The organism is Bradyrhizobium sp. JYMT SZCCT0180, from assembly GCF_018130165.1.
Lineage (GTDB): Bacteria > Pseudomonadota > Alphaproteobacteria > Rhizobiales > Xanthobacteraceae > Bradyrhizobium.
Window position 1 is genome coordinate 93,213 of the sequence record NZ_JAFCLZ010000021.1, and the last position, 25,287, is coordinate 118,499.

General features: G+C 62.6%; 23 protein-coding genes. 11 read left to right on the top strand and 12 right to left on the bottom strand.

Annotated features, from left to right (window positions below; genetic code table 11):
• Positions 1 to 231 precede the first annotated feature (231 nt).
• From JQ641_RS28005 to JQ641_RS28025, 5 genes are all read left to right on the top strand, one after another.
• Positions 232 to 1,161, top strand: coding sequence for a helix-turn-helix domain-containing protein (locus JQ641_RS28005; RefSeq protein ID WP_211999099.1), 930 nt, complete (start codon positions 232 to 234; stop codon positions 1,159 to 1,161).
• A gap of 114 nt (positions 1,162 to 1,275) precedes the next feature.
• Positions 1,276 to 2,535, top strand: a complete 1,260-nt coding sequence (locus JQ641_RS28010; protein WP_249150766.1) for an acyl-CoA dehydrogenase family protein — start codon at positions 1,276 to 1,278, stop codon at positions 2,533 to 2,535.
• Positions 2,536 to 2,764: 229 nt separating this feature from the next.
• On the top strand, positions 2,765 to 3,826 hold the full coding sequence (locus tag JQ641_RS28015; RefSeq protein ID WP_211999100.1) for a ketopantoate reductase family protein: 1,062 nt from the start codon (positions 2,765 to 2,767) through the stop codon (positions 3,824 to 3,826).
• Between the two features lie 85 nt (positions 3,827 to 3,911).
• Positions 3,912 to 4,352 carry an SgcJ/EcaC family oxidoreductase gene (locus JQ641_RS28020; protein WP_211999101.1) on the top strand — a complete coding sequence of 147 codons (441 nt, stop codon included), beginning with the start codon at positions 3,912 to 3,914 and terminating at the stop codon, positions 4,350 to 4,352.
• Between the two features lie 59 nt (positions 4,353 to 4,411).
• Positions 4,412 to 5,284, top strand: a complete 873-nt coding sequence (locus tag JQ641_RS28025; RefSeq protein WP_211999102.1) for an alpha/beta fold hydrolase — start codon at positions 4,412 to 4,414, stop codon at positions 5,282 to 5,284.
• On the opposite strand, the gene JQ641_RS28030 is transcribed toward JQ641_RS28025, so the two are convergent.
• Positions 5,271 to 7,265 carry an AI-2E family transporter gene (locus tag JQ641_RS28030; RefSeq protein WP_211999103.1) on the bottom strand — a complete coding sequence of 665 codons (1,995 nt, stop codon included), beginning with the start codon at positions 7,263 to 7,265 and terminating at the stop codon, positions 5,271 to 5,273. The two genes, JQ641_RS28025 and JQ641_RS28030, sit on opposite strands and share 14 nt — an antisense overlap.
• 267 nt (positions 7,266 to 7,532) lie before the next feature.
• Between JQ641_RS28030 and JQ641_RS28035 the strand changes: the two genes are divergently transcribed.
• On the top strand, positions 7,533 to 7,805 hold the full coding sequence (locus JQ641_RS28035; RefSeq protein ID WP_211999104.1) for a hypothetical protein: 273 nt from the start codon (positions 7,533 to 7,535) through the stop codon (positions 7,803 to 7,805).
• A gap of 243 nt (positions 7,806 to 8,048) precedes the next feature.
• Here JQ641_RS28035 and JQ641_RS28040 read toward each other — a convergent pair whose 3' ends face one another.
• Complete coding sequence (locus JQ641_RS28040) at positions 8,049 to 8,201, bottom strand: hypothetical protein (RefSeq protein WP_211999105.1); 153 nt, start codon at positions 8,199 to 8,201, stop codon at positions 8,049 to 8,051.
• A gap of 317 nt (positions 8,202 to 8,518) precedes the next feature.
• Between JQ641_RS28040 and JQ641_RS28045 the strand changes: the two genes are divergently transcribed.
• Positions 8,519 to 8,833, top strand: coding sequence for a PAN domain-containing protein (locus JQ641_RS28045; protein WP_211999106.1), 315 nt, complete (start codon positions 8,519 to 8,521; stop codon positions 8,831 to 8,833).
• 54 nt (positions 8,834 to 8,887) lie between these two features.
• On the opposite strand, the gene JQ641_RS28050 is transcribed toward JQ641_RS28045, so the two are convergent.
• Positions 8,888 to 10,138, bottom strand: coding sequence for a multidrug effflux MFS transporter (locus tag JQ641_RS28050; protein ID WP_349628635.1), 1,251 nt, complete (start codon positions 10,136 to 10,138; stop codon positions 8,888 to 8,890).
• 1,004 nt (positions 10,139 to 11,142) lie between these two features.
• On the opposite strand from JQ641_RS28050, the gene hemC reads away from it, so the two are divergent.
• The gene (hemC, locus tag JQ641_RS28055; RefSeq protein WP_349628636.1) at positions 11,143 to 12,132 is read left to right on the top strand and encodes a hydroxymethylbilane synthase; all 990 of its coding nucleotides are present in this window, start codon (positions 11,143 to 11,145) and stop codon (positions 12,130 to 12,132) included.
• 13 nt (positions 12,133 to 12,145) lie between these two features.
• On the opposite strand, the gene JQ641_RS28060 is transcribed toward hemC, so the two are convergent.
• From JQ641_RS28060 to JQ641_RS28080, 5 genes are all read right to left on the bottom strand, one after another.
• Positions 12,146 to 13,105 carry a sugar ABC transporter substrate-binding protein gene (locus JQ641_RS28060; protein WP_211999107.1) on the bottom strand — a complete coding sequence of 320 codons (960 nt, stop codon included), beginning with the start codon at positions 13,103 to 13,105 and terminating at the stop codon, positions 12,146 to 12,148.
• 128 nt (positions 13,106 to 13,233) lie between these two features.
• Positions 13,234 to 15,771 (bottom strand): branched-chain amino acid ABC transporter ATP-binding protein/permease, encoded by a 2,538-nt coding sequence (locus tag JQ641_RS28065; protein WP_211999108.1) that lies wholly within the window; start codon positions 15,769 to 15,771, stop codon positions 13,234 to 13,236.
• Positions 15,768 to 16,643, bottom strand: coding sequence for a branched-chain amino acid ABC transporter permease (locus JQ641_RS28070; protein WP_211999109.1), 876 nt, complete (start codon positions 16,641 to 16,643; stop codon positions 15,768 to 15,770). Before JQ641_RS28070 ends, JQ641_RS28065 begins: the two co-directional genes overlap by 4 nt.
• A gap of 186 nt (positions 16,644 to 16,829) precedes the next feature.
• Positions 16,830 to 18,074 (bottom strand): ABC transporter substrate-binding protein, encoded by a 1,245-nt coding sequence (locus JQ641_RS28075; protein ID WP_211999110.1) that lies wholly within the window; start codon positions 18,072 to 18,074, stop codon positions 16,830 to 16,832.
• 165 nt (positions 18,075 to 18,239) lie between these two features.
• Entirely contained in the window at positions 18,240 to 19,133 is an 894-nt protein-coding gene (locus tag JQ641_RS28080) for an IclR family transcriptional regulator (RefSeq protein ID WP_211999111.1), read from the bottom strand.
• A gap of 226 nt (positions 19,134 to 19,359) precedes the next feature.
• Here JQ641_RS28080 and JQ641_RS28085 point away from each other — a divergent pair, with 226 nt between their 5' ends.
• Genes JQ641_RS28085 through JQ641_RS28095 form a run of 3 tightly spaced genes read left to right on the top strand, consistent with a single transcriptional unit; the run spans position 19,360 to position 22,293 of the window.
• Positions 19,360 to 21,159 (top strand): thiamine pyrophosphate-binding protein, encoded by a 1,800-nt coding sequence (locus tag JQ641_RS28085; RefSeq protein ID WP_211999112.1) that lies wholly within the window; start codon positions 19,360 to 19,362, stop codon positions 21,157 to 21,159.
• Positions 21,160 to 21,178: 19 nt separating this feature from the next.
• On the top strand, positions 21,179 to 21,883 hold the full coding sequence (locus tag JQ641_RS28090; RefSeq protein WP_211999113.1) for an SDR family oxidoreductase: 705 nt from the start codon (positions 21,179 to 21,181) through the stop codon (positions 21,881 to 21,883).
• A gap of 26 nt (positions 21,884 to 21,909) precedes the next feature.
• Entirely contained in the window at positions 21,910 to 22,293 is a 384-nt protein-coding gene (locus JQ641_RS28095) for a cupin domain-containing protein (RefSeq protein ID WP_211999114.1), read from the top strand.
• A gap of 13 nt (positions 22,294 to 22,306) precedes the next feature.
• Here the strand turns inward: JQ641_RS28095 and JQ641_RS28100 are convergent, their stop codons facing one another.
• From JQ641_RS28100 to JQ641_RS28115, 4 genes are all read right to left on the bottom strand, one after another.
• Entirely contained in the window at positions 22,307 to 22,531 is a 225-nt protein-coding gene (locus JQ641_RS28100) for a hypothetical protein (RefSeq protein ID WP_211999115.1), read from the bottom strand.
• Positions 22,532 to 22,712: 181 nt separating this feature from the next.
• Positions 22,713 to 23,513: an SDR family NAD(P)-dependent oxidoreductase gene (locus JQ641_RS28105; protein WP_211999116.1), complete on the bottom strand. Its 801-nt coding sequence runs from the start codon at positions 23,511 to 23,513 to the stop codon at positions 22,713 to 22,715.
• 1 nt (position 23,514) lies between these two features.
• Positions 23,515 to 24,069, bottom strand: coding sequence for a carboxymuconolactone decarboxylase family protein (locus tag JQ641_RS28110; RefSeq protein ID WP_211999117.1), 555 nt, complete (start codon positions 24,067 to 24,069; stop codon positions 23,515 to 23,517).
• A gap of 64 nt (positions 24,070 to 24,133) precedes the next feature.
• Complete coding sequence (locus JQ641_RS28115) at positions 24,134 to 25,078, bottom strand: hypothetical protein (RefSeq protein ID WP_211999118.1); 945 nt, start codon at positions 25,076 to 25,078, stop codon at positions 24,134 to 24,136.
• Between the last annotated feature and the right edge of the window lie 209 nt (positions 25,079 to 25,287).

A 25,287-nucleotide genomic window follows, 5' to 3' on the forward strand; every position in this document is an offset into this window, starting at 1 on the left:
GGCTCCGGCCGTATCCTGGACCGCGCCGGGACAGGTATACGCCGTTTTGGCGTTGATGTGGAACGACGGTGATCGTGCGGCGCAATGGCGGATTCCGCCTTCATAGCTTCCGGTTTATGCACGATTGACCGCAATGGAGGCTTGATTTGGCAGCGCCTTCAGACCTAGCCTGACGTCTCCGATTTCCATCAAGCGAGCCACCTCTCACGGTCTGACGCGCCCATGGAGTGGTTGACCAAATCTACCCGGGCTGACCGGCCCTTTGGAAGCTGGGCCGACGACCTCGCGGACGCTTTCGTGCAGCTTGAACCCTGCAAGGTTTCGGACGCGCCGTTCTACGGCGCCATTTCAAAGGCCGATCTGGCGCCCATCCATATTTCACGGGTCACGGCGGCGCCTCATAGCGTCCTGCGGCAACGGGCGCACATCGCCAGGGGCGCGGGCAATTTCTATTTTCTCAATCTGCAACTCGGCGGCCTGTCCCGCTCGGTGCAGCGTGGCCATGAGCAGATCTGCGGACCCGGGGATCTTGCGGTCATCGACACCACCGAGCCGTTTGAAATCATGAACCTGCGGGACTTCGAGCTGCTGTGCTTTGCCGTGCCCCGTGATCTGCTCGCAAACCGTTTTGCCGACCACCCGCGACTGAACTTATCGGCAACCGAAACCGGGCGCGCGCTGGCGCGGACGTTGGCGGGATATGCCGATCTGTGCATTCGCGAGGAAGCGGACCTGCCGGTCCCCGCTTTGGGCGGGCATCTCCTGGATCTGTTATCCCATGCCGACAAGTTTGTGGCCGACAAACCGTCGGCGCATGCGCGCGCGTCCGTGCAATTATCGGTCATGCTCGATCACGTCGATCGGCATTTCACCGATCCGCGTTTCAACGCCTCGAATTTGGCGCGGAAGTTCGGTTGTTCGCTTCGTTATGTCCACAAACTGTTCAGCAGCACCGGTCGTTCGGTCGGCGAGCACGTCAACGACCGCCGCATCCTTGCCAGCGCGCGATATCTTCTCGATCCGGATTTTCGCAGGATGACGATTGCCGAGATTGCTTACGCGGTCGGCTTTAGCGACATTTCGTATTTCAACCGGCTGTTCAAACGCTGCAACGGCCTGTCGCCGCGCGATTTCCGCAACCGGCAGTCGTCTCGAACCTGACCGGTGCGCCACAGGCCAGGAATTCGGTTCACCCCGGTCCAAGACGCGCGCACAAGCCGCCGCTAGCCTTTCCCCGACGTGCCGCAACGGCATCGAGCAAGCGGGAGACGCATGATGGCGATCGATTTCACCCTCACTCCGGAGCAACGTGCGCTGCAGTCGGGGGCCCGCCAGTTTGCAAGGGAAGTCCTCTCCGGCGTCAGGGCCGCCACCGACATGCTGCCGACGGCGGAGCAACGCTTCCTGGCGACGAGGCCGGCCTATGAGGCGATGGTCGCCGCCGGATACTTGCGGAAATGCATTCCGGCGCCGGCAGGCGGCGATGGAAACGGCTTGGTCGACATGGCCATCATGGCCGAGGAATTTTACAGCGTGAACGCCAGCGTGACGCTGACGATGCTCGGCACGGTGCTCGGCCTGTTGCCGGTTCTGATCGGCGGCACCCCCGAACAATGCGGCCGCTTTCTCGGGCCGTTCCTGCAAAAGCGCGGCGCGCCGCTCGCCGGCTTCTGTTCGAGCGAGCCGGGCGGCAGCGCCAACGCCGGTTCGCCACCGCCGGGTGAAGGCGTGCGCACCACCGCGCGGGCCGACGGTGAGGAGTGGGTGATCAACGGGCGCAAGAAGTGGGTGTCGTCGGCGACCGGATGGGACCGCAAGGGCGCCGACCTGCTCTGCGTGGTTTGCCGGACGGGTTCTTCCGGATCGCCCGGCAAGGACATTTCGGTGATCGCGGTCGAGCGGCCGGAACGTGGAATCGTGTTCGAGCGCGCGATCGAATCGATGGGGCATCGGGCTCATCTGGTGACGGAGTTCGCGTTCGAGGAGTTGCGGGTCCCGCGCAGCCATGTGCTGGGAGAGCAGGGCGCCGGCCTCGCGCTGAGCGAAGCCAGTTTTACCGGGACCGCCGCCCTCGTCGGAATCTTCGGTGTTGCGCTGATGCGGGCTGCGTTCGATTTCGCGCTGCATTTCGCCCGGACCGAGCGGCGCGGCGGCATCCATCCGATCATCGAACATCAGGCGGTCGGCTATGCGCTGGCCGATGCCAAGACCGCGATCGAGGCGGCGCGGTATCTGAGCTGGCGGGCCTGCCATGCGCTCGACCGGCAGTCGCCTGCGGCCGCGGAACTTTCGGTTCAGGCCAAAGTGTTCGGCTCCGAGACCGCCGTTCGTGTCATCACCGACCTGATGCGCGTCGTCGGAATCGACAGCTATGACCGGGCGCTTCCGCTGGCGAGCCTGCTTCAGGACGCGCTGGCGCTGCCGATCTTCGATGGCGGCAACATGGGGATCCGGCGCAGGCAGTTACACAACATGATCATGCAGCCGGGGTACGACCCGCTATCGGCAAGCGGGGCGGCCGAAGGCCATCCTTAGAGCCTTTTCCGTTCCGATGGAATCGGAACGGGGCTCTAGATTCTTGTTTTGACGCGTTTTCTTGACGCGAACCGGTGTCCACTTCGCTGGAAAACGCTCTAGCGGGTTCGTCGACATCTCACGACCACGACAACCTGCCCGCCCGATACGTGTCAACCGTTGTGGTGAGGCCTCGAGGTGCGCTAGCTTCCCCTCCAAGAAACGCCAAACAGAAACCGAAGGGGCAAGCATGGGCAAGAAGATAGCGATCGTCGGAGCCGGCGCCGTTGGCGGATATGCCGGCGCCCACATGGTGCAGGCGGGCGAGGACGTGACGTTCATCGATCCCTGGCCCGAGCATGTCGAGCACATGCGCAAGCACGGCCTGCGCGTCACCCACGCGATGGATGTTCCGGAATTCTCGGTTCCGGTACGCGCGCTGCACGTCACGGACGCGCAGCAGCTCGCGAAGGAAGCGCCGGTCGACATCGCCTTCGTCTGCATGAAATCCTACGACACCGCCTGGTCCACGATGCTGATCCGGCAATATCTGGCGCCGGACGGCTATGTCGTGTCGCTGCAGAACTGCATGAACGAAGAAACCATTGCCGGCATCGTCGGTTGGGGCAAGACGCTCGGCTGCATCGCCAGCAGCATCACGGTCAATTTGCCGGAGCCCGGCCACATCCATCGCGGCGCCGGCAAGCACGGGGCGGCGCACACGGTGTTTCGCGCCGGCGAAGTGCACGGCCGCATCACGCCACGGGCGGAGGAAATCTGCCGCCTGGTCGGTTACACCGACAGCGCCAAGGTCACCAGCAACCTGTGGGGCGAACGCTGGTCCAAACTGGTCGCCAACGTCATGGGCAACGGGCTCTCCGCTTGCACCGGCATGACCGGCGGCCAGATGCTGGAGAGCGAGCCGATCCGCCGCTTCTCGACCCGGCTCGGCAGCGAAGCCATTCGCGTCGGTCAGGCGCATGGCTATCAGCTCGAAGAGATCCTGCATCTGCCGCCCGAGACCATCGCGCGGGCCGGCGAGGGCGACGAGGCGGCGATGCGCGCCTGCGACGAGCAGCGCTTTGCGGACGGCAAGCACACGGCATCAGGGCAACGTCCCTCGATGGGCCAGGACATGCAGAAGGGCCGGCGCACCGAGATTGAATTCATCAACGGCTTTGTGGTCGGCGAGGGTGAGAAGATCGGCATCGCTTGCCGCGCCAATGCGGCGCTGACCGATATCGTGATGCGCGTCGAACGGGGCGAGCTGAAGCCGGATCCGCGACACATCACTGAGCTGCGGTTGAACTGAGCCCGCGTGATGACGGTCGACAGGGGGCTATGATTTTCCCTGAGTTGTCGTAACCTCCATCGCCTGAGATATTTGGAGGTGTGCCATGCGTCTCTTTCTCTATGGGTTTATTTTGATGGCTTCGATTTCGACGGCGGCTGCGGATTCAAAAACAGATGCGCTTCAGATCATCGATAGATGGGCCAAGGCATTCACAGCGTCGGAAGTTGACGCGATCGTCAAACTTTATGCGCCGGACGCGTTGTTCATGGGGACCGGAAGCAAGGCAGTCGTGACCAAGCCCGAGGATATCAGAACCTATTTTGAAGCCGCGCTTCTCAACAACCGGCCGAGAGGGGCGACCCTCAACAGCTATGAATCGATGGTGCTCTCTGACAACGCCGTGCTGGTGACCGGTCTCGATACGACGACCCGTGTCAAAGACGGAACCCCGATCAGTGCATCGGGACGGGTCACTTTCGTGGTGGCAAAGCGCGGCGCCGATTGGCAGATCGTCCATTTCCATCGGTCGGCCATGCCGCAATAAGCGGCTGGATGTGTTGGCGGGCGCTGGACCAATCCTGCGCCAGCCCTTAAGTAATCCCGATGGACATTGCATCGGACGCGCCGCAGTCGCGCTATTTTCAGTCGCAGGGGCTCAAGCTTCATTTCACGGATTGGGGTAACGCGCAGGCGCCGCCATTGCTGCTGGTGCATGGCGGCCTCGACCACTCCCGCAGCTGGGATTATCTGGCGCGGGCGCTGGCTGCCGATTATCACGTCGTGGCGCCCGATCTGCGCGGCCACGGCGATTCCGGCTGGGCGTTCGGGTCCAGCTACAGCCTTGCCGACCACGTCTACGATCTGACTGGCCTCGTGAAAGCGGAAGGTTTTGAGAAGGTCGCCATCGTCGGCCATTCGATGGGCGGCATGGTCAGCCTGACCTATGCCGGCGCTTTTCCGGAGCGCGTTTCAAAGCTGGTCGTGCTCGACGGCGTCACCAATTTTCCGGCGCGGCGTCCCAAACCGGCCGACGTCAGGATCACGGATTGGGCTGGCGACCTCGACAAACTGGCGCAGCGCAAAACCCATCGCTATCCGGCCGTAGCCGACGGCGCCGATCGCATCGTCGGCCGCAACCCGCGGCTGACGCGCGAGCAGGCGATGCATCTGGCCACCCACGGCATGAAGCGCAACGACGACGGCAGTTTCAGCTGGAAATACGATCCCTATTTGCGGGCGCGGGCGCCGTACCGCTTGTCGCTCGAAGACAATATCGGGCTGTGGTCACGCATCGCGTGCCCGACGTTGCTGGTCGCGGCCAGCGAAAGTTTTCTGCCCGATCCCGAGAAGGCCGGCGTGATGTCGCATTTCAAGCACGCCGAACTCGCCAAGATCGCCGGCGCCGGCCACTGGCTGCAGCACGACAAACCGGACGAGGTGCTGGGGCTGATTCAGCGGTTTCTTACGCAATCTTGAGGGTTGGCGTAACGAGGCCCGGCGGTTCATCGATTTCCTCCACGCCGGCAGCCGTCCGGCACATCATCATCGCTTCACGCAAGGTCCCCGCGGCAATGTCGGCCTTGGCCGCCTCCCGCAGTTCTTCCAGCGATTCCTTGTCGAGGTTCTCGACCCAGCAACCGAGCATGATGATCGTGGCCTTAGGCATTTGGCGACGCAGCCGCCTAACCGAGTAGCGCATATGGGCGGGACTGCTGGCGTCGAGATAGGACAGGCAGACGATCGCGACACCGCTGAAATCCAGCTGCACGATCCTGGTAGACGAAAGTGCGTCCGCAGGCTCGACACGTGCACCGAGGCCATGCGCGTTGGAAAGCTGCGCAAACAGCACCGCTGCGGCTTCATCGAGCGGGGTACGTCCGGCCAGGCAGAGCACCGGCGCCTCTCCCTGCCAATGAAGCGGAAGATCGGCTTTTTGCACGACCGGCAAATTGCTTGATATCGCGGCATCCGGGACGGTTTCGACCGCGGCCGCCGCCTCCGCATCCATGGTCGGCGAGGTCACCTCGGGGATCGAATCATCCTGGGTGGAAAGGTCGCTGGCAAACTCGGTAACGGCGTCGCGAATCTTGATCATGCGCGCCTGGTCCAGGGCATCGCGCTTGGCGTCTGTCTGTGCCAGTTGAAGGCCCCTCAGGGCGACCTCGTCGAAATACGAAGACAGCGATTTCTCCTTCAGGAATTCTTCGGCCTTTCCTGCCGCCTCGATCGGATCGCCGGCAAGCATTCGCTGGTAGAACATTTCCGGCGGTGACAATGCAGGCCTGTCGCCAAAAATAACGTCGAGAAATTCGAGCCGCTCGACATGACGTCCGAGGACGACGAGGCAAACCGTCAAGGGTGTTGCAAGCACGAGCCCGATGGGCCCCCACAATGCGGTCCAGAACGTCGCTGAAGCGACGATGGCTACAGGAGAAAGGCCGGTGCTCTGGCCGTAGGCGAGAGGCTCCACGACCTGGCTGATGATCGGTCCGACGCCGAGAAAAAGCACGATCGTCCATGCCAGCATCGACCAGCCGGGATCGACGGCTGCCGCCAACGCCAGCGGAAAAGCCGCCGAGATGGCTGTGCCGATGTAGGGGACGAACCGCAGCACAGCCGCCAGAATGCCCCAGAGGACCGCGCTGGGAATACCTATGAACGATAGTCCCGCCCCGATGAGCACGCCCAAAGTGGCGTTGATCATCAACTGAGCCAGAAACAGCCGGCTGAGGCGCGTCGCCGCATCGTCCAGCGCCGCTGTCGTGCGTTGCAGATCGTGCGAGCCCGCCAATCGAATCAGGCGGTTTCGAAGATCCTCACGCTGGATCAGGATGAAGATAACGAAAATGATGATGATGCCGGTAGTCGCCAACGGATTGAGCAATGGCGCAATCAGGGTTCGCAGATTCTCCAGGGCTCCCGGGTCGGGTTGACGCACTTCAACGGGAATAGGCAGGGTCGTTCCGGCAGCATTCGGCGCGCCGAGACGCGGGATCGCTCCCCGAACCGACTTGTCCTCCTTTGGCCTGTCGAGTTCCCGGCTCAACTCCTGGAGCATGTCCGCCGCACGTTCGAGGGTGCCGCTGCTCGCCGTGACGCCGCGCACCGACTTGATCTTTTCACGCATCGTCGATTGATAAACCGGCAGGTCTCCGGCCAGTTGGGTCAATTGATTGGCGATCAGCGTGCCAAGGCCGAAGATCACGGAGAATGCCAGAAAGACGATGCCTACGACCGCCAGGCTGCGGGGAACGCGGGCGCGCTGCAGCAGTCCGACCGGCGGTCCAAGCACAAAGCTGAGAAGAATAGCGAGCGCGATGGGTACGAATATTTCTCGGCCGAAGTACAGCGCCGCAATGAACAATGCGGCGAGGATCGAGCAGGCGACGGCACTCAGCAAAGCCAGCAACTCGTCCATCGTGCGTCCGGCGCTGACTTTTCGGGTGATCAAACTCATTGAATCTTTCTAAGGCGGTGCGGGAAGTAGATGCCGGCAGAACGAAAAATGGTCTGGATATCCAGCAGTGAACCAAGGCGCGACCGGCGCATAGGTTGCACCCGTTAGCGCGGCGTATTCACCGGCGACCATGGAACCATTTTGCGAACTACGAACCAGCCTTGGTCGAAGGCCCTCTGGCGAGCAGATTGCCAGCCCGGCGCGGTCCGCCACGTCGAACAAATCCGACAGCAACGCGTTATTCCTGATGCAAAAAGGCAAACCACGATGCGCCGGCCCAATGGACATGCAGCCCGTCGATCACAGTTCGACGAGGCCGGCACCATTGCTGCCTGCAATGCCTGGCTCGGACGACGCGGATCGTTTGAGAGCATCACTGCCGAAAACCAAACTGACCAGAGCCGACGCCGTCCGCACTGCGAAGGCCAGGATCATGCGCCGCAATTCATTGCGAAAGCAGCGGCTGGCGCAAAAGAGATGAACACCGGAAAAACTTCAGTTCCTGGAATCGTTCTCCCGATCCAGCTTTTGAAGGTATGACAGCCCATGCACGGTCAAGCGGTGCTCGTTCGTTTCACCGTCAATGTATAATTTCATCAGATGCCTTGAAAGACGCTCGCGGGCGCCCTTCGTCTCGGAACGGTCCGCAAGGGCGCCGTATATGCTCAGCGCGCGGTCAACAGGAAGGGTTTGCATGGGCCAGCTCATCGGTGAGTTCGATCTGAAGAGGTAAAGTCCGGCGCCCCGTATCGTTCCGGCATTGTGCTGATGCAATTGTAGGCGTCAGGTGCGGAAAAACACGAAATAGACAATTGCCAACGTGACCACGGCAATGCTCAGGCTGATGAGGAGCAAAAACAGTATCGACGGTCCAGGCTCGGCCTGGCGAGCTTCCATTGGCGTTTCGATAATGACGCCGTGTTTTTTGATGGCCATACGGTTGCGTTCCTTCGCTCGTTCCAGCGTTTCATGGGCATTGGTAGATAGCCTCAGAGCCCCTGGATCGAGTCCGGTTCGGTCGAGTACCGGTGTTGGCTATCCCTTGCTGGAGACCAAGCCGCCCGGGCAATGATGGTTCCGGACGATCATTAGCGCGAATCTCGCAAGCAACACGGGGTATTGGACGTGACTTGGTGTGGCGACACGCTCTGACTGCTCCTTCCTCTTGATGCAACCTCTATGTGAACCAGTTCATATGCGCTTCCGATCGGAAAGGGCTTGAATGGATAAGGGAGCGAATCCAGGAGGTTGCTATGTCTCTCCGTGGCCTGATCGTCGCATCCGCACTCGTCGTCACCTTCTCCGGAATCGCCGGCACCGCTTCCGCGCAGGGAGAAAACTTCTCCCGGAACACGGACCGGCCGGGCAATGATATTCGCAGCATCCCCTTTCGCGGCGACGCGGAGGCCTGCCTGAAACTCTGCTTCCGGGAACGCGAATGCCGCGCCTGGACGTTCGTCAAGGCTGGCTTCCAGGGGGCGTCACCGGTTTGCTGGATCAAGCACACGATCCCGCGCGCCATCCCCAACCGTTGCTGCACGTCCGGCGTCATCAGAAGAAACCTCTGAGCCGCCTGCGGAGTTTATTATCGGGCGTGTATTCGCGCGGGTCCGTTGGCTCGTCTAATACCCCGCCACCTGATGCGGCCTGAACAGCCGGCCCTTTTCTACCACCAGCACGACGCCGAGTGACGCCAGCGTGCACAGGAAGAAGCCGGTCGCGAACGGCAGCAGCGTGCCGTCGTAATCCTGGCCGATCGTGGTGCCGATACCGATGCCGAGCAGGGTGGTGATCGATCCGTACAGCGACGAGGCGGTGCCGGCGATGTGGCCCTGCGGCTCCATCGCCAGCGCGGTGAAGTTGGCGATCATCAGCCCGAACGAAAACATCATCAGCGCCGACAGCGCCATGAACAGCGGCAACGGCAGCATCTGCAGTTTCACCGCCACCAGCATGATGCCGGATATGGCGACGTAGCCGAGCAACGCGGCGTGTGAAATCACGCGCATGCCGAGACGGTTGACGAAGCGGGAGTTGACGAAGCCGGCAATCGCCGTGCCGATCGCGATGCAGGCAAAAGCAATCGGAAAATAGTGGCCGAGCTTGTAGATCTCGGTGAACACCTGCTGCGACGAGAACACGAAGGCGAACAGCGATCCGAGCACGCCGCCGGAGACCAGCGCGTAGCCCAGCGTCTGGCGGTTGGTCACGGTCTGGCGGAAGGCGTCGAGAATGTCGCGGACGGCAAGCGACCGCCGCATCGGAACCGGCAGTGTCTCCGGCATGCGCCACGCGCTCCAGATCAGCGTCACCACGCCATAGACCATCAGCACGATGAAGATGCCGCGCCATTGCGTCAGCAGCAGCACCGCTTGGCCGAACGACGGCGCAATCACGGGCACCGCGATGAACACCATCATCGCCAGCGACATCACGCTCGCCATGCGGCGGCCGGCGTAGCAGTCGCGCACGATCGAGGTGGCGATGACGCGGGTGGCCGAGGTGCCGAGGCCTTGCAGCGCGCGAGCCAGCAGTAACGTCTCGAACGAGGGGGCGGCGATCGCCAGCAGGCTCGCGATGAAATAGACGGTCATGCCGCCGAGCAGCACCGGCCGGCGGCCGAAACGGTCGGACAACGGCCCCATCACGAACTGGCCGACGCCGAACCCGAGGATGAAGACCGACAGCACCATTTGCGGGCGGTTGGCGTCGGCGAGCTGGAACGCGGAGCGGATGTTCGGCAGCGCCGGCAGCATCATGTCCATCGCCAGCGGATTCAGCGCCATAATCGAGGCGATGATGACGACGAATTCGGGGAAGCCTATCGGGCGGTGGCCTGAGGAAACCCAGGCATTGGCATTGATTTCAGACACTTACGACCTCATTTCAGGCCGGGATTCTACTGGTAATGCTGCGTTGCACAATGCCTATTCCGGGATGGCAGCCCGTCTGGGAGAGATGAGGTTGCGGGGTATGGCTGGGGCCGTCGTTCCCCTGCACTGGGCCGCCTCGTCATTTCGGGGCTCGCGAAGCGCGAGCCCCGAGTCTATCAGGCCGCATGCGCTGCCGCTCGATAGATTCCGGGCTCTCGCTGCGCGAGCCCGGAATGACGACAGGGCGGATTTCTGCCGCCTGCGACAAACTAACCCGACGGGCAAAGCACTTCTGTTTTGCGGAAATCATGTCAAGTCTCAAAATAAAATATATTTCTGTTTACCAGAATACAAATCAGGTGCATATGTTTGTCCATCCCGTCCCACTCAGAGGGCGTCGGCCGTCGTCACGGACGTTGGACGGGTTGCGGTGGACGCCGATGTTGCGGAGACGTAACGCGACAGAGGCGTACGGCGAAGACGCGTGGTCCTGGCGCCCGTTGCTGGCGTCAAGTTCCTGAGGCCAAAAGCTGATCAGGGGCGACGGAGTCAACCAAGAACTCGTCTCCGGGGAGAGCGCGTTATAAGCCGTAAAGCCATTGCGCAGGGAATGTCGGATGTTCTCCGCTGCCCTGTATGCTCGTGTGCACTTTGTTTTGTGCAAACCGCACGCGAGACCGCGGGTGCAGCGCGCATCCGGCATTCCCTGCGCCCTCTCTTTTTGAGAGGGCGGGACGAATTTGCAAACCTCGGGCGCAATGCGTCGCGGGAATGCGAAGGTGTATCTTCTCCCTCGCCCCGCTCTTGCGGGGAGAGGGTCGGGGTGAGGGGCCTCTCTCCGAGCAAAGATTGCCGAGGCACCGGTACCCCCTCACCCGGCGCTGCGCGCCGACCTCTCCCCGCAAGCGGGGCGAGGTAAGCAAGAAAGCCGTCGCCTCGTGATTGTTTTACCCGCCCCTTTGCTTTAATCCCCCACCCATTGACCGCCCCGAAACGGAGACCCTGTGTCAGACCAACCCTTACGCATAGGCACGCGCAAGAGCGTGATGGCGCTGGCGCAGACGGATGAGGTCGCGCGGCTGCTGCGCGCGGCCAATCCGGGGCTGAACGTCGAGATCATAAAATTTGAAACCCGCGGCGATCAGGACCAAACCAGCAAGCTGCTGCGCCATGGCGGCAAGGGCGGCGCGTTCGTCGCCGAAATCCGCCAGGCCATGCGCGCCGGCGAATTGCAGGCCGCGATGCATTCGCTAAAGGACGTGCCCGGCAATGAGGAGACGCCGGGCCTTGTCATCGCGGCGACGCTGCCGCGCGATGCCGCCAACGATTCACTGGTGCTGCGTCCGGGCCTGTCGCTGGAAACCTTCAGGGCCTCGCGCGGCAAGGGCTTCAAGATCGGCACCAACGCGGTGCGCCGCGCCGCCTATCTGCGTCGGTTGTTTCCTGAAGCCGCCGTGATCCATTACCGCGGTGCCGCCGACACGCGGATTGCAAAACTCGATCGCGGCGACATGCAGCGGCTTCCCGATGGCGGCGAGGTCGGGCCGGCGGATGCGCTTGTGATGGCGCGCTCGGGCCTTGAGCGCATCGGCATGACGTCCCGCATTGCCTATGATTTCTCCGTAAACGAAATGCTGCCGTCGGTCGGGCAGGGCATCGTCGCGGTCGAATGCGTCGAGAAAGACTGGGTCACGCGCGGGTATCTTTCTGGCATCGAGGACCTGTCCTCGCGGCTCTGCGCCGAGGCCGAGCGCGAGGTGCTGTGGGTGCTGAACGGCCATTGCAACTCGCCGATCGCGGGTCACGCGACCATTTCCGGCAGCGACATGACGCTCACGGCCGCGGTGCTGGACGAGACCGGTTCGCGCTTCATCGAAGCGTCGCGAACGGCGGCGGCGGATCGCCCCCGCGAACTTGGCCGCGACATTGGTCTGGAATTGCTCGACAAGGGTGCCGCCGATATCATCGCGCGCAACCGGCCGGACGAGCATTAGACACGATCGGCTGTTAGCGCGCGACCTCGCTCCATTCCGGACAGGTGCGCTGGTCGACCGGCACCAGCCAGGCCTTGTAATTGGTCTTGTCGATCACCTCGGCCGGCAGCATCACCTTCTCCGGCAGCGGTTCGCGCTTGAGATGGCGCACCGCCGCCCGCGTCGCGGTGCAGCCGATCTTGAACATGTTGAAGTCGACGGTCGCGAGCATCCCGCCGGATTCGATCTGCTTCACCGCCGGGAGGATGCCGTTGATGCCGATCACGACAGCGCTGCGGTTGGCGCTCTTGAGCGCGTCGAGCACGCCGAGCGCCATGCTGTCATTGGCCGACAGCACCGCGTCGATCTGCTTGTGTTCGGCCAGCAGCTTCTCCATTCCGCGCCTGGCGTCGGGCGTCTGGTAATTGCCGACCGCCGAGCCCAGCACCTCGATGCCGGGGAATTCGCCGAAGGCGCGCTGGTAACCGCGCAGCCGCTCGCGATTGGTGGGGGCGGCGGGCGTGCCCTCGATGACAACGATCTTGCCCTTAGCCCCAAGATGCTCGAACAGATAGCGCGCCTCGCGATATCCGATCTCGAAATCGTCGGCGCCGACATAGGTCACAAAACTGCCCGGCAGCGGATTGGAAACCAATATCACCGGAATCCTGGCCTCGTTGAGCAGCTTCACCGAGGGGACCATCGCGACGTCGTCAACGGGAATGAAGATGATCGCGTCAGGCTTGTCCTTGATGACCTGCTCCACCATCGCCTTCTGTTCGTCGACATTGTCAGGCTGCTTCGGCACGAAGTGCACGACCTTTGCGCCGGCTGTTCGCGCAATCTGGTCGGCGGCAATGCGGAAGGCCTCATAGGCCGGGTTGGTCGAATTCTTGGTGAACACGGCGATGGTCATCTGGTTGTCGGCCGCGGTGGCGCCCGTTGCGAGCAAGGCCGCTGCAGCAGCTATCGCGGTCGTCATCAAACGTCGCATCATCGTCTCCTCAATGTGACCCGAAATATCAACCCCGTCATTGCGAGCGCAGCGAAGCAATCCATCTCACCGGACAAAGAAAGAATGGATTGCCTCGTCGCTTCGCTTCGCTCGCAATGACGAACTACTCAAAGCCAAAGAATCTTCTTCCGATACTCAAGATCAGTCAGCAGCGGTGCCGCCGGGCCCTGATGGAACACCGCGCCGCGTTCCAGCGCGAAGACGCGGTCGGCCAGTGCCAGCACCAGATCGAGATTATGCTCGACGATCACAATGGACGTGTGCCTGCGCAATTGGTCGAACACCCTGAACAGTTCGAGGATCACGGTCGGCGCCAGTCCTTCGAAGGGCTCATCGAGCAGCAGGAGCTTGACATTGCCCGACATCGCGCGCGCCACCGCGACCATCTGCTGCTCGCCGCCGGAGAGATAATCCGCCGCGACGTCCATGCGCTCGGCCAGCCGCGGGAAGTATTGCAGGATCTGCGCTTCGTCCCACACCACGCCGTTGCTGCCGTCGGTCTTGCGCGCGAGGCGTCCGAGCGAGAGATTTTCCCGCACCGTCATGCCGGCGAACAGGCCGCGGCCCTGCGGGACATAACCGATGCCCTTGCGCGCGATATCGGGCGCGGGCAGGCGGGCGATGTCTGTGCCGGCATATTCGATTCTGCCCGACGACAGCGGCACCAATCCGGCGAGCGTCTTGAGCAGCGTCGACTTGCCGGCGCCGTTGCGGCCGAGCAAAGCGACGATCTCGCCTTCGCGCACGTCGAGCGAGGCGTCGTGCAGGATATGGCTCTTGCCATAGAAGGTGTTGACGCCTTCGAAGCGCAGGACCTGCGCGGCGCTCTCCCTGGCTTCGTCGGTGCGGCTGTGCTCCACCTCGGGAACGCCGGTGCCGGTGTAGATTTCCTGCACCCGGCGGTCGGCACGGACAGCACTGGGCGGGCCGGTCATCAGCACTTCGCCCTGGTTCATCACGGTGACGGAGTGCGAGAAGCCGAGCACGCGGTCGATATCGTGCTCGACGATCAGCACGGGGATATTGGCGGCGACGTTCTTGACGAGATTCGAGACGCGCTCGCGTTCGGCAGCGGCAAGGCCGGCCAGCGGCTCGTCGAGCAGCAGCACCTGCGGCTTGGAGCCGAGCGCGATGCCGAGATCGACCAGCCGCTGCCCGCCATAGGACAGTTCGCCGCCCTCGATTGTCTCGATGCCCTCAAGCCCGAGGAACTTGATCAGCTCGGCGGTCTCGGCGTGGATGCTCTCGTAGCTGTCGATGTCGCGCCAGAAGTTGGAGCGCATGTCACTCTGCGCCTGCAGCGACAGCCGCAAATTCTCGTAGATCGACAGTCCCTTGAACAAATTGGTGATCTGGAACGAGCGCGCCAGGCCCTGATGGCAGATCAGGTCGGATGGCACGCCCTGAATCTCGCGGCCGTTGAGCTTGATGGTGCCCTTGTCGGTCGGAAACAGACCCGAGACCAGATTGAACAGCGTGGTCTTGCCGGCGCCGTTCGGGCCGATCAGCGCGTGGATTTCACCGGCACCGACGGTGAGGCTCGCTTCGTTGACGGCTCGGATGCCGCCAAAACTCCGGGAGACGCTGTTCACCTCAAGCACGTTGCCGGAAAACCCCTTCGGCATCAGGAAGGCCGGCAGCGGCAGGCCCTCGTAGATCTTGCGCCGGCTCATTGCTGCGGATTCCTCCGGCGCGGGCCACCAGCGTTTGCTGAGGCGCGCCCAGATGCCGACCAGTCCGTCCGGCGAGAACAGCACGAAGGCCACGAAGATCAGTCCGAACCACAGCAGCCAGTCCGAGGTCCAGATCGAAAACAATTCGCGGAACAGAATGAAGAACAGCGCGCCGAGCGCCGGCCCCAGCATGCTGCGCATGCCGCCGATCACGACGATCGCGAGCAGTTCGCCGGAGAACGGCACCGACACCGCCTCGGCGGACACCAGGTAATTCTGAAATCCGATCAGCCCGCCGGCAAAGCCTGTGACCACTGCGGAGATCACGAAGACGCCGAGCTTGTAGCGCTCGACCGGATAACCCTGGAAGGTGGCGCGCAACTGGTTCTCGCGGATCGCCACCAGCACATGGCCGAACGGCGAGCGCACCAGCCGCAGCAGCAAATAGAGCACGCCGAGGCTGAGCACGGCGACGACGATGTAGTAGTTGAGTGCGTTGTCGAGGTCGAAGGCGCCGATGCTGCCGCGCTTCAGGCCGCCAAGGCCGTCTTCGCCGCCGGTGACCTTGGTCCAGCGGAAGGCGGTGGTGTAGGCGAGCGCCGCCAGCGCCAGCGTCAGCAGCGAAAAATAGACGCCGCGGCGCCGCAGGATGACGATACCGACGGCCGCGGAGGCGACCGCCACCACGACCAGCGACAGCAGCAGTGGCAGCCAGATCGAGCCGGGGAACCAGTTGAGCTGGATCAGGCCCGCCGCATAGGCGCCGATACCGAACCAGGTGCCGTGGCCGAACGAGACGAGACCGGTGTAGCCGACGCACAGGTTAAGCCCCATGGTCGCGATCGCCAGTGCCACCACCATGGTCCCGGTGTTGTGCGAGAGGCCAAGCGCCTGCATGCCGAACGGCAGCGCGATCAGTGCAAGGCCTGCCAGCAGCAGCGGCCGGTATTTTTGGGCGGACGACAGCTTCATTCGAATTTCTCGATACGCTCGCCCAACAGCCCGCGCGGTCGCACCAGCAGCACCACGAACATCAGGACATACATCGATGCCTCGCCGGCGGCGGGCTCGAAATGGATGGTGATGCCGCGCACCACGCCGACCAGAAGGGCCGCGATCACCACGCCCCAGAAGCTGCCGAGGCCGCCGATCACGACGACGACGAAGGCGACCGTGATGATGTCGGCGCCCATCGCCGGCTGCACGATGGTGATCGGCGCGAAGAAAGCGCCGGCAAGCGCCGCCATGCCGACGCCGAGCATCACGATCGCGGTCATGTATGGCTGCAGCCGGATGCCCAGCGCGGCGACCATGTCGGGCCGCTGGATGCCGGCGCGCACCACGCGGCCGAAGGAGGTTTTGTGCAGCAGCAGCCACACTCCGACCAGGACGCCGATCACGACGGCGAGAATGAGCAGGCGGTATCGGGAAAACAGGAAGTCGCCTGCCAACACCGAGCCGCGCAGCGCGGGCGGGATAGCCGCCGAAATAGGCGGCGCGCCCCAGATGATGCGGATCGCCTGTTCGGCAACCATCGCAAGCCCGAACGTCACCAGCAGGCTCAGGATCGGGTCAGCGGTGTAAAAACGACGGAGGATGTAGCGCTCGAACAGGATGCCCAGCATCGCCACCGCGATCGGCGACAGCACGACGGCGGAGCCGAAGCCGAGATATTTGGTGATCTCGACGGAGACGTACGCTCCAAGTGCGAAGAAGGCGCCATGCGCCAGATTGACGACGCCGCCGACGCTGAAGATCAGCGACAGCCCGAGCGCGATCAGGAGATAATAGCCCCCGAGCACGAGGCCATTCACCACCTGTTCCAGCAAGAACGCGAATTGCATGTGGTTGCCCTAGAGCGTTTTCCAGCGAAGTGGACACCGGTTCGCGTCAAGAAAACGCGTCAAACTAAGAAACTAGAGCCCCGTTCCGATTCAATCGGAACGGAAAAGGCTCTAGACAAGAGCGGCGCCGGCTGGTCGATGCCGGCGCCGCTCACGCCAAACGGGGCTAGCGCGCCAGGTGGCGCGTCAGGCCTTCATCTCGCAGGGGTTCTGCGTCTTGGTCGGATAGATTTTCTCCAGCGGCTCTGCCGCCACCGGCACGGCGTCACCGAGCAGCAGCATGTCCCACTTGTCCTTCATCTCGGCTTTCGGCTTCACCGTGAACGGGTAGGCCTCCTGCACCAGCTGATGGTCCCAGGAACGGAAATAGCCCTTGCGTGCCTTCATGATGTCGAACTCGGTCTGCTTTTCGAAATGCGCGATCAGCGCGTCGCTCTCGGTCGATTTGATCTCGTTGATCGCCTGCGCCAGCAGCTTGAGCGTGATGTATTCAATCCAGGCGTGGTTCTCCGGCGGCTTGCCGTATTTCTGGGTAAAAGCCGCGACAAAGGCCTTGGAGGCCGGGTTGTCGAGCGTGTGATACCAGACGGTCGGCCAGGTGCCGCTGAGATTGCCTTCGCCGGCGGCCCAGGCATCGCCGGTGTTGAGGTTGAAGCCGACCAACGGGTAGGGGAAGCCGAACTCGGCATATTGCTTCACCAGGTTGGTGACCTGGTTGCCCGCGAGGTTGCAGCAGACCACGTCCGGCTTGGCCTGCCGCACCTTCAGCAAATAGGGGCTGAAATCGGTGACGTCGGTCGCGATCAGTTCGTCGCCGGCCAGCGTGGCGCCGTTGGCGTCGAAGAAGGTTTTTGCGGCTTTCAGCAGATCGTGGCCGAAAATGTAGTCCGCGGTCAGCGTGAAGAATTTCTTGCCCTTCACCATGCCCTTTTGATTGAGCGCGGTGCCGACGGCATTGACCATCACCGTGTTCGGAATGTCGCAGTGGAACGAGTAGCGGTTGCAGTTCTTGCCGCGCAACGCGTCGGAGCGCGCGCCGGTCGAGAAGAACACCTTCTTGTTGCGCTCGGCGACCTGCATGATGGTCAGCGAGGAGGCCGAGGAGATTTCGCCGAGCAGCACCACGGCGCCGTCCTGCTCGATCATGCGCTGGGCCTTGGTCGAGGCGGTCGCGGGATTGACCGAGTCTTCCGAAATCAGGTCGATCTGTTTGGCCATGATGCCGCCGGACTGATTGATCTCTTCCGCGGCGAGCTTGACGCCGAGCTGGGCGTAGCTGCCGATGGCGCCGAGAAAACCGGTCAGCGGCACGAGATGTCCGATCTTGATCCGGGTTGCCTGGGCGCGGACGATCGCCGGAAATCCCAGAGCGGAAGCGCCGGCAAACGCGGCGCCCGTCTTCAACAAAGTACGTCGGCTGTAGCTGAACATGGCGGGTCTCCTCCCTGGGGGCGCGTCACGACGTCCTGCCTCCGATTCTCGCTATGCGAGGATGTGAGAGACGTTCTTTTATTATTGGAGGATAATTCCGGACACAGCCGCGCCTGTCAACGCCAAATGCGTCGCAGATTCGCTTCAGCCGATTGGGAAGGGGACTTAAAAGGACTTCGTGGTGTCGCGGGCGCCGAACTCGGCGGACAGCCGGGCGGCAGCGGTTTGCACCAGTTTGGCGCGGCTTTTCAGCACCTGGTCGGACATCCGCCAGATCGGGCCGGAAATGCCGAGCGCCCCGATCACGTCGCCGGTAAAATTATAGACCGGCACCGCGATGCAGCGCACTTCCGCGTTGTACTCGCCGTCGTCGATCGCGATCGCGCTGCGCCGGATTTCGGCAATCTCGCGCAGCAGCACGGCAGGATCGGTGATCGACTTGCCGGTCGAAGGCTTCAGCTCGACGCGTTCGAGGAATCGCTTCAGCTGGTCGGGGCGCAGCGAGGCCAGGATGATCTTGCCGAGCGCGGTGCAATGCGCCGGCCGCACCACGCCGACCCGGTCGGTGAGCTGGAACGCGCCGGAGCCGCTGGTGCGGGCAATAACCACGACGGAATCGCCCATGCGGACCGCAAAATGCCCGCTCTCGCCGGTTTCCCGCGAGAGATCTTCCAGCACCGGTGTTGCGAGATTGACCATCTCGATTTCATCGAGCGCGCTGGCGGCGAGCGCGAACAACGGCCGGCCAACGCGGTACCGCTTGGAATCCCGCTCCTGCCGCATGTAGCCCAGCGTGACGAGGGTCTTGGCAAGATGGAACGTGGTGGAATTATGCAGGCCGACGAGCTTGCTGAGTTCAGCGAGGCTGATGCCTTCGCGATGGCGCGCGACTTCCTCGAGGATCGAAAACGCGCGCCCGAGTGATTGCACGCCGCCGCGCTGACGCTCCTCGGCGTCGTCGTCGATGTTGGGCGCGTTCGATTGCACCAGTCGGGCGACCGCCGTCTTGCGTGGCGTGGCGGGTTTCTCGCTCGTCTTCGGCTTGGTTTGCGATTTCACGGATGGGTCTCCAGGAAGGCAGGGCCGAATTCTATCAGGCTGTCCTCGTCAATGAATAGCATGATGCTCCGCTGCGGGCCTGTCCATCTCTATACCACAATAGCAATTGACGTACAGTATTATGAGAAATAGGTTCGGCCCCGCCGGCCGCGCAATCCAAGACGCGGCGATCAAGCGTGTTGAGCAGGGCAAGCCCGCTGAGCAGCAGGGAGAGAAGAGTAATCCGATGTCGCGAAACATGCTCAACGGGGCCCAGGTCATCGTCGATTACCTGATCCAGGAGAAGGTGCCGCAGGTGTTCGGCCTGTGCGGCCACGGCAATATCCAGTTCATCGACGCGCTGTACGAGCGTTCCGACGACATCAAGACCATCTCGGTCCACCATGAGAGCGTCGCCGGGTTCATGGCCGACGTTTACTACCGCGTATCGGGGCGGCCGACCGCAACCTTCACCTCCTGCGGGCCGGGCTCGGCCAATCTGCCGATCTCGCTCGGCAATGCGTTCCTCGATTCGGTGCCGTTCATGGCGGTGACCGGCAATGTGCCGACCAGCCAGTTCAATCGCGGCGCGTTTCAGGAATTGTATCGGCACTATCAGGCCGACTTTCCCTCCACGGTGCGCTCCTATTGCAAGAAGGTGTTCCAGCCGACGCGGGGCGAGATGGTGCCGCTCGCGGTTCGGCAAGCCTGGAAGACGATGATGTCGGGACGTCCGGGTCCTGTGGTGCTGGATGTTCCCTTTGATGTGTTCATGGAGTCGGCCGCCGAGGAAGCGCCGAACGCGCAGGCCTGGAACGCCAACATCTCCAGCCGCTGCGGCGCCGATCCCGAGGGTGTGGTCAAGGCGGTCGATATGCTGCTCGGCGCCGAGCGGCCGGTGATGATCGTGGGGCAGGGCGTCCGTTACGGCGGCGCGGCCGAGGAATTGCTGAAACTCGCCGAGCGACTGCAGATTCCGGTGGCGGCTTCCGCCAGCGGGCTTGGCGCGATCGACTGCAACCATCCGCTCGCGCTTGGCCTCGTCGCACGCGCTGGTCATTACCAGGCCAACCACGCGACGCGCCAGGCCGACGTGCTGCTGGCGATGGGGATGCGGTTCGACGATCGCACCTCGAGTTCGTGGATTCCTGGCTATTCCTTCACCATTCCGCCGACGCGGCTGATTCATGTCGACATCGACCCCGAGGAGATCGGCCGCAACTATCCGGTCGCGCTCGGGCTGATGGCCGACGTGCGGACGTTCCTGCGGCAGGTTCATGCCGAACTCGATCGCCGCGCCGATCTGACAGGGAAGGCCGACAGCCGCAAGAAATGGCTGGCGCAGATCGATACCTACCGCCAGGAATGGGACAAATTCGTTGCACCCGGATTTTCCGACGACACCATGCCGATCAATCCGCAGCGCGCCGCGCTCGAGATCGACAAGGCGCTGCCGGAGAATGCGATCCTGGTCAGCGACATCGGCGTGCACCACAATTGGCTGCTGAGTTTTTGCAAGCCGAAGCGGCCGGACTCGCTGATCGGTTCGATGGGGTTCGGCCCGATGGGTTTTGGTGTCGCCGGCGTGATGGGCGCGAAATTCGCAGCCCCCGACCGGCCGTGCGTATCCGTGTGCGGCGACGGCGCCTTCTTCATGCATGCCAACGTGCTGGGAACGGCGGTCGAATATAATCTGCCCGTGGTCTGGGTGGTCTGGAACAACTACGCCTATGCCTCGATCCGCGGGCTGCAGCGCGGTTATCTCGGCGGCCGTGAACTCGCGACCGACTTCCACGATCCCGTGACCGGCCAGCGCTACAATCCGGATTTTGCCGCGATGGCGCGCTCCTGCGGCGTCGAGGGCGTGCGGGTCGATCGCGCCGGCGATATCGGCGAGGCCATCCGCAAGGGCATCGCCGCCAACAAGCCCTATCTGATCGACGTCGATATCGCCGCCGATATCAATCCCACCGGCGCCGGCGTCTGGGAATTGCCTGGCCTTGGCCAAAGCAAGGCGGGCATCGGCACCCGCTATCAGCCCGTCTGATTTTACTTAAGGAGAGCGCATGTTGCTTGCAGGCAAGAAAATCGTCGTCGTCGGTGGTTCCTCCGGCATCGGTCTTTCCACCGCGGAAATGGCCAAGCGCGAAGGCGCCGACGTTATTGTTTCGTCGCGGAATGTCGAGCGCCTCGACAAGGTGGCGGAAAAGCTCAACGCGATCGCGATTCCGGCCGATGTCACCAGCGATGAAAGCGTCGCAAAGCTGTTTCGTGCCTGCGGCCCGGTCGATCACGTCGTGGTGACTGCCGCGCAACTTCGTACCGGTCCGTTCAAGACGGTCGCGATGGAGGACGTGCGGTCCACGATGGAAAGCAAGTTCTGGGGCGCATGGCGCGTGGCGCGATCGGCCGAGATTCGCCCCGGCGGATCGCTGACCCTGGTCTCCGGCTTCCTCAGCGTTCGCCCGCGGCCGAATTCGGCCATCGTCAGTGCGGCCAATGGCGCGCTCGAATCGTTGGCAAAAGCGCTGGCGCTCGAACTGGCGCCGGTGCGCGTCAATGCCGTCTCGCCCGGTGTGATCGATACGCCGATCCGCGCCGCGATGCCCGAGGAGGCGCGCCGTGATATGCTCGCCAAGACCGCCGCGGCGTTACCGGTCGGCCGGGTCGGGATCGGCGACGATATCGCGCGGCAGATCCTGTCGTTCATGGCGAACGGCTTTGCGACGGGATCGATCGTCTATATCGACGGCGGCGCGCTGGTGATCTGATCGTCGCGGTAACTGAGGAGCACCAAATGGCTTCAGAAGATCACGGCGCTTTCATCCGCAACATCGCCGAAGTGCCTTGGCGCGAATTCCCCAATCATTTTGGCGGCGCGCTGTCGAAACCGCTGGTCATGCCGGAGACGGCGGGCTCGCGTCACATCGATTACCGGATTTCGATGTACCAACCGATGGCCCATGTCATCAGGCACAAGCACAAGATCCAGGAACAGATCTATCACGTGCTCGAGGGCGAGGGGCTGATGGAAATCGCCGGCAAGAACCACGTTGTGCGCAAGCACGATTTTATTTTCCTGCCGCCGGGCGTGGAACACGCGATTTCAAATTCCGGCCTGGTCGATCTGGTGTTCCTCGTCATCACGTCACCGGTGACGGACGACGAGAAGCCGCTGTGACACGACGGCGACATTACGCCGCAAGATCGAGCAGCAGGCACGATGAACCTCTAATCAGCACCTTGCGTCCGTTTGACGTGAGGGCCGGCACATCGCCGTTGATCGCAACGAGTCCAAGCGCAATCAGGCCTTGAATTGTGAATCGATTCATCCGCTGTGGCCGGGATGCGGCGTTGCGTAGATTCTTCAGCACTTCCCACTGGGCGGGCGTCAGATCGTAGTCGACTTCGTCGTTCATGGCGTCCAAGGACTCCCTCACGTTCTCAAGGCGCGTGATAGCGGCCGCTGATGAAATTCGTGCGACCACAACGAGTCAGGATTTGGACGTGCGATGAAACGCCGTCACATCATCGTGTCATTGGAAACCTTCAACTGTTCCGAATCGTGACGTGCTGCACTGCGTCAAAGCGCCATAGTCCTTAACCGCGCCGCACGCTGGCGCCGCCGTCGACCGGTAACGTCACGCCCGTGATGAAACTTGCTTCGTCGGAGGCGAGAAACAGCGCGGCATTGGCGACGTCCCAGCCGGTGCCCATCTTCTGGCGCAGCGGAACCTTGCTGTCGCGCTCCGCTTCGACCTCGGCGCGGGTCTTCTTGAATTCGCGCGCGCGGGTGTCCACTGCCATCGGCGTGTTCATCAGGCCGGGCAGGATCACGTTGGCGCGAATGCCATACTGTGCGTTCTGGTAGGCGAGCTGTTCGGTAAAGGCGATCATCGCCGACTTGGTCGCCTTGTAGGCGACGTATGGATAGGTCGTGATCGCTGCCATCGAGGAGATGTTGATGATGCTGCCGCTCTGTTGCTGGCGCATGATCGGAATGACATGCTTGGCGGCGAGGATGCAGCTCTTCAGATTGATCGCGACGCAACGGTCGAACGCCTCCTCGGTGATGTCTTGCAGTTCGGCATCGCCGCCGGACAGGCTGACGCCGACATTGTTGTGCAGGATATCGACGCGGCCCCACCGTCCATGCGCATCCGCCACCATCGCCTTGATGTCGGTATTTTTGGTGACGTCGGCCTTGAAGGCGATCGCCGTGCCCTGTTTGGCCGCGATCAAGTCGACGGTCTCCTGCGCCGATTCGAGATGGTGATCGACGCACAGCACCCTGGCGCCCTCGCGCGCGAAGGTGAGCGCGGTGGCGCGGCCGTTGCCGATGCCCTCGCCGGGGCTCTGGCCGGCGCCGACGACGATGGCGACACGATCTTTCAGGCGCATTTCATTCCACTCCCGGGATCGGGTACTGTTGCAGTACCTCTTTGTAATAGGGCTCATTGTCGATCTTCATCGTCGCCAGCACGCGCACCACGGCGCAGTAGAACGCGATGGTGACCACGAGGTCGGTCATGTGCTCGTCGGAGAGGTCTTGCTTGATCTCGGCGAAGGTCGCATCCGACATGGCCAACTCGCGCACCATCTCGCGGGCGCCGCGCAAAATTGCTGTCGCCAGCGGTTCGAGGTTCGAGGGTTTGCCCTCGGTCTCGGCCATCATCGCCTTGATGTCGTCGTCGGTGACGCCGAACTCCTTGCCGATCTTCACGTGATGGGTGAATTCGTATTCCGACTTCTCCATCCAGCCGACTTGAAGAATCGCAAGTTCGCGCAAGCGCGGGTCGAGCTTGCTCTTGAAGCGGATATAGCCGCCGATGCCGTTGAAGGCGCGTGCCATGTCGGGCGAGTTGACCAGCAGCTTGTGCAGATTGGTGTTGCGCTTGAGCATGTCGCGATATTCGGGGGCGACCTGGTCGGCTTCGAGATAGGGCAGGCGGGCCATTTTTGTTGTTTTCCTTATTGGCAAGTTCGTCCGGCCGCGCCGGCCGCGACCGCGCTAGGTCGGCTCAGCCATAGAGCGCTTTATGCTCGCTCGCGTAATTGGCGTAGGAATCCTTGATGCTCGCGAGATTGAGCAGCATCGTGGCGACGGGCTTGTCGTCGCTGCCGAACACCGTGGTGCGCACCCACATGCTCTCGGTCCGGCGGCTGCCGCTCAGCGCAACCACCTCGCGTTCGGTGACGTAGTTCTCGCCGGCGAAAAGCGGCCCGCGCAGAAGGCGGATTTCCTGATCCGCGAACAGTCCGACCGCGGGGCCTCGCACCGGCAACCGATCCTCGCGCGCGCGGTATTGAAACAGCACGCTCAGCATCTCCATGGGGATAATAGCCCGGCCCCAGGGATTGAGTTCCTGCGAATAATACGCCGAAGGTTCGGTGATGACCTTCAGCTTCTCGGCCAGCGAAAACGGATAGAGATCGCCCATGTTCTGGTCGAAATCCATTTTCACCGTTTGCCGGCCGGTCTTCATGCCGACCTTGAGGTCGGCGAGAATCACGGGGTCGGCGAGCGGCTTGAGTTCGCCGAGCCGCCGGTGCAGCGCCGTGTCCGTGCCATCGCCGCCGACCGACGCAGTTCCGCGCAAAATCTCGGTGCCGTCGCGTTTGGTCATGCCGATGGTGCAAACGGTCTGGCCCGGCTTCGGCTTCTCGATGTTGGCCTGGACTTCCTCGCCCTCGAAAGCGGGATTGCGATAATGCGCCGAGAGGCAGCCGGTCTCGAACCAGGCCTGGCCCCAGATCCGTTCGCACAGCGGCGCGAACTGGCTGAAATGGGTCGGGCCTTCGATCGTGCCGCCCTGAAATCCCAGCTTTTGCGCTGTCGCGTCGTCGTGGATCGAGGCGTGCGAATCGTAGACCTGCGCATGAAGCATCTGCTTCGGGCTGCGCCACGGCCCGACGAGCACGTCGCCGCTCTCCAGAATCTCGGTCGTGAATGCCGCTTCTGTCATCTCTAGGCTTCCTTGGCTCTCCCGTTGTCGCCAGCGTTTCAAAGAAGACGGGGTTCGGCAAGGGTACGACCGTAATCCACATCGCAGCCGAGATATGTCCTGCCGCCATGCATTCAGGCTGGGCACGCATAGCAAAACCGGTGCATTCTGGCCTGAATTAGACCGGTTCAAAATCGCCGGCAGAGCGATAGACGCGATGGGGAGCGAAA

Excerpts from the sequence above, each read along its gene's own strand:
- JQ641_RS28070 (WP_211999109.1), bottom strand. The coding sequence starts at position 16,643 with ATGCAATTCGCGTTCTTGCTGGAACAGGTGGTGAATGGCCTCGTGCTC.
- JQ641_RS28095 (WP_211999114.1), top strand. The coding sequence starts at position 21,910 with ATGGCTTCAGAAGATCACGGCGCTTTCATCCGCAACATCGCCGAAGTG.
- JQ641_RS28090 (WP_211999113.1), top strand. The coding sequence starts at position 21,179 with ATGTTGCTTGCAGGCAAGAAAATCGTCGTCGTCGGTGGTTCCTCCGGC.
- JQ641_RS28110 (WP_211999117.1), bottom strand. The coding sequence starts at position 24,069 with ATGGCCCGCCTGCCCTATCTCGAAGCCGACCAGGTCGCCCCCGAATAT.
- JQ641_RS28115 (WP_211999118.1), bottom strand. The coding sequence starts at position 25,078 with ATGACAGAAGCGGCATTCACGACCGAGATTCTGGAGAGCGGCGACGTG.
- JQ641_RS28025 (WP_211999102.1), top strand. The coding sequence starts at position 4,412 with ATGGACATTGCATCGGACGCGCCGCAGTCGCGCTATTTTCAGTCGCAG.
- JQ641_RS28075 (WP_211999110.1), bottom strand. The coding sequence starts at position 18,074 with ATGTTCAGCTACAGCCGACGTACTTTGTTGAAGACGGGCGCCGCGTTT.
- JQ641_RS28035 (WP_211999104.1), top strand. The coding sequence starts at position 7,533 with ATGCGCCGGCCCAATGGACATGCAGCCCGTCGATCACAGTTCGACGAG.
- JQ641_RS28105 (WP_211999116.1), bottom strand. The coding sequence starts at position 23,513 with ATGCGCCTGAAAGATCGTGTCGCCATCGTCGTCGGCGCCGGCCAGAGC.
- JQ641_RS28040 (WP_211999105.1), bottom strand. The coding sequence starts at position 8,201 with ATGGCCATCAAAAAACACGGCGTCATTATCGAAACGCCAATGGAAGCT.
- JQ641_RS28065 (WP_211999108.1), bottom strand. The coding sequence starts at position 15,771 with ATGAAGCTGTCGTCCGCCCAAAAATACCGGCCGCTGCTGCTGGCAGGC.
- JQ641_RS28100 (WP_211999115.1), bottom strand. The coding sequence starts at position 22,531 with ATGAACGACGAAGTCGACTACGATCTGACGCCCGCCCAGTGGGAAGTG.
- JQ641_RS28020 (WP_211999101.1), top strand. The coding sequence starts at position 3,912 with ATGCGTCTCTTTCTCTATGGGTTTATTTTGATGGCTTCGATTTCGACG.
- JQ641_RS28045 (WP_211999106.1), top strand. The coding sequence starts at position 8,519 with ATGTCTCTCCGTGGCCTGATCGTCGCATCCGCACTCGTCGTCACCTTC.
- JQ641_RS28085 (WP_211999112.1), top strand. The coding sequence starts at position 19,360 with ATGTCGCGAAACATGCTCAACGGGGCCCAGGTCATCGTCGATTACCTG.
- JQ641_RS28060 (WP_211999107.1), bottom strand. The coding sequence starts at position 13,105 with ATGCGACGTTTGATGACGACCGCGATAGCTGCTGCAGCGGCCTTGCTC.
- JQ641_RS28015 (WP_211999100.1), top strand. The coding sequence starts at position 2,765 with ATGGGCAAGAAGATAGCGATCGTCGGAGCCGGCGCCGTTGGCGGATAT.
- JQ641_RS28030 (WP_211999103.1), bottom strand. The coding sequence starts at position 7,265 with ATGAGTTTGATCACCCGAAAAGTCAGCGCCGGACGCACGATGGACGAG.
- JQ641_RS28010 (WP_249150766.1), top strand. The coding sequence starts at position 1,276 with ATGGCGATCGATTTCACCCTCACTCCGGAGCAACGTGCGCTGCAGTCG.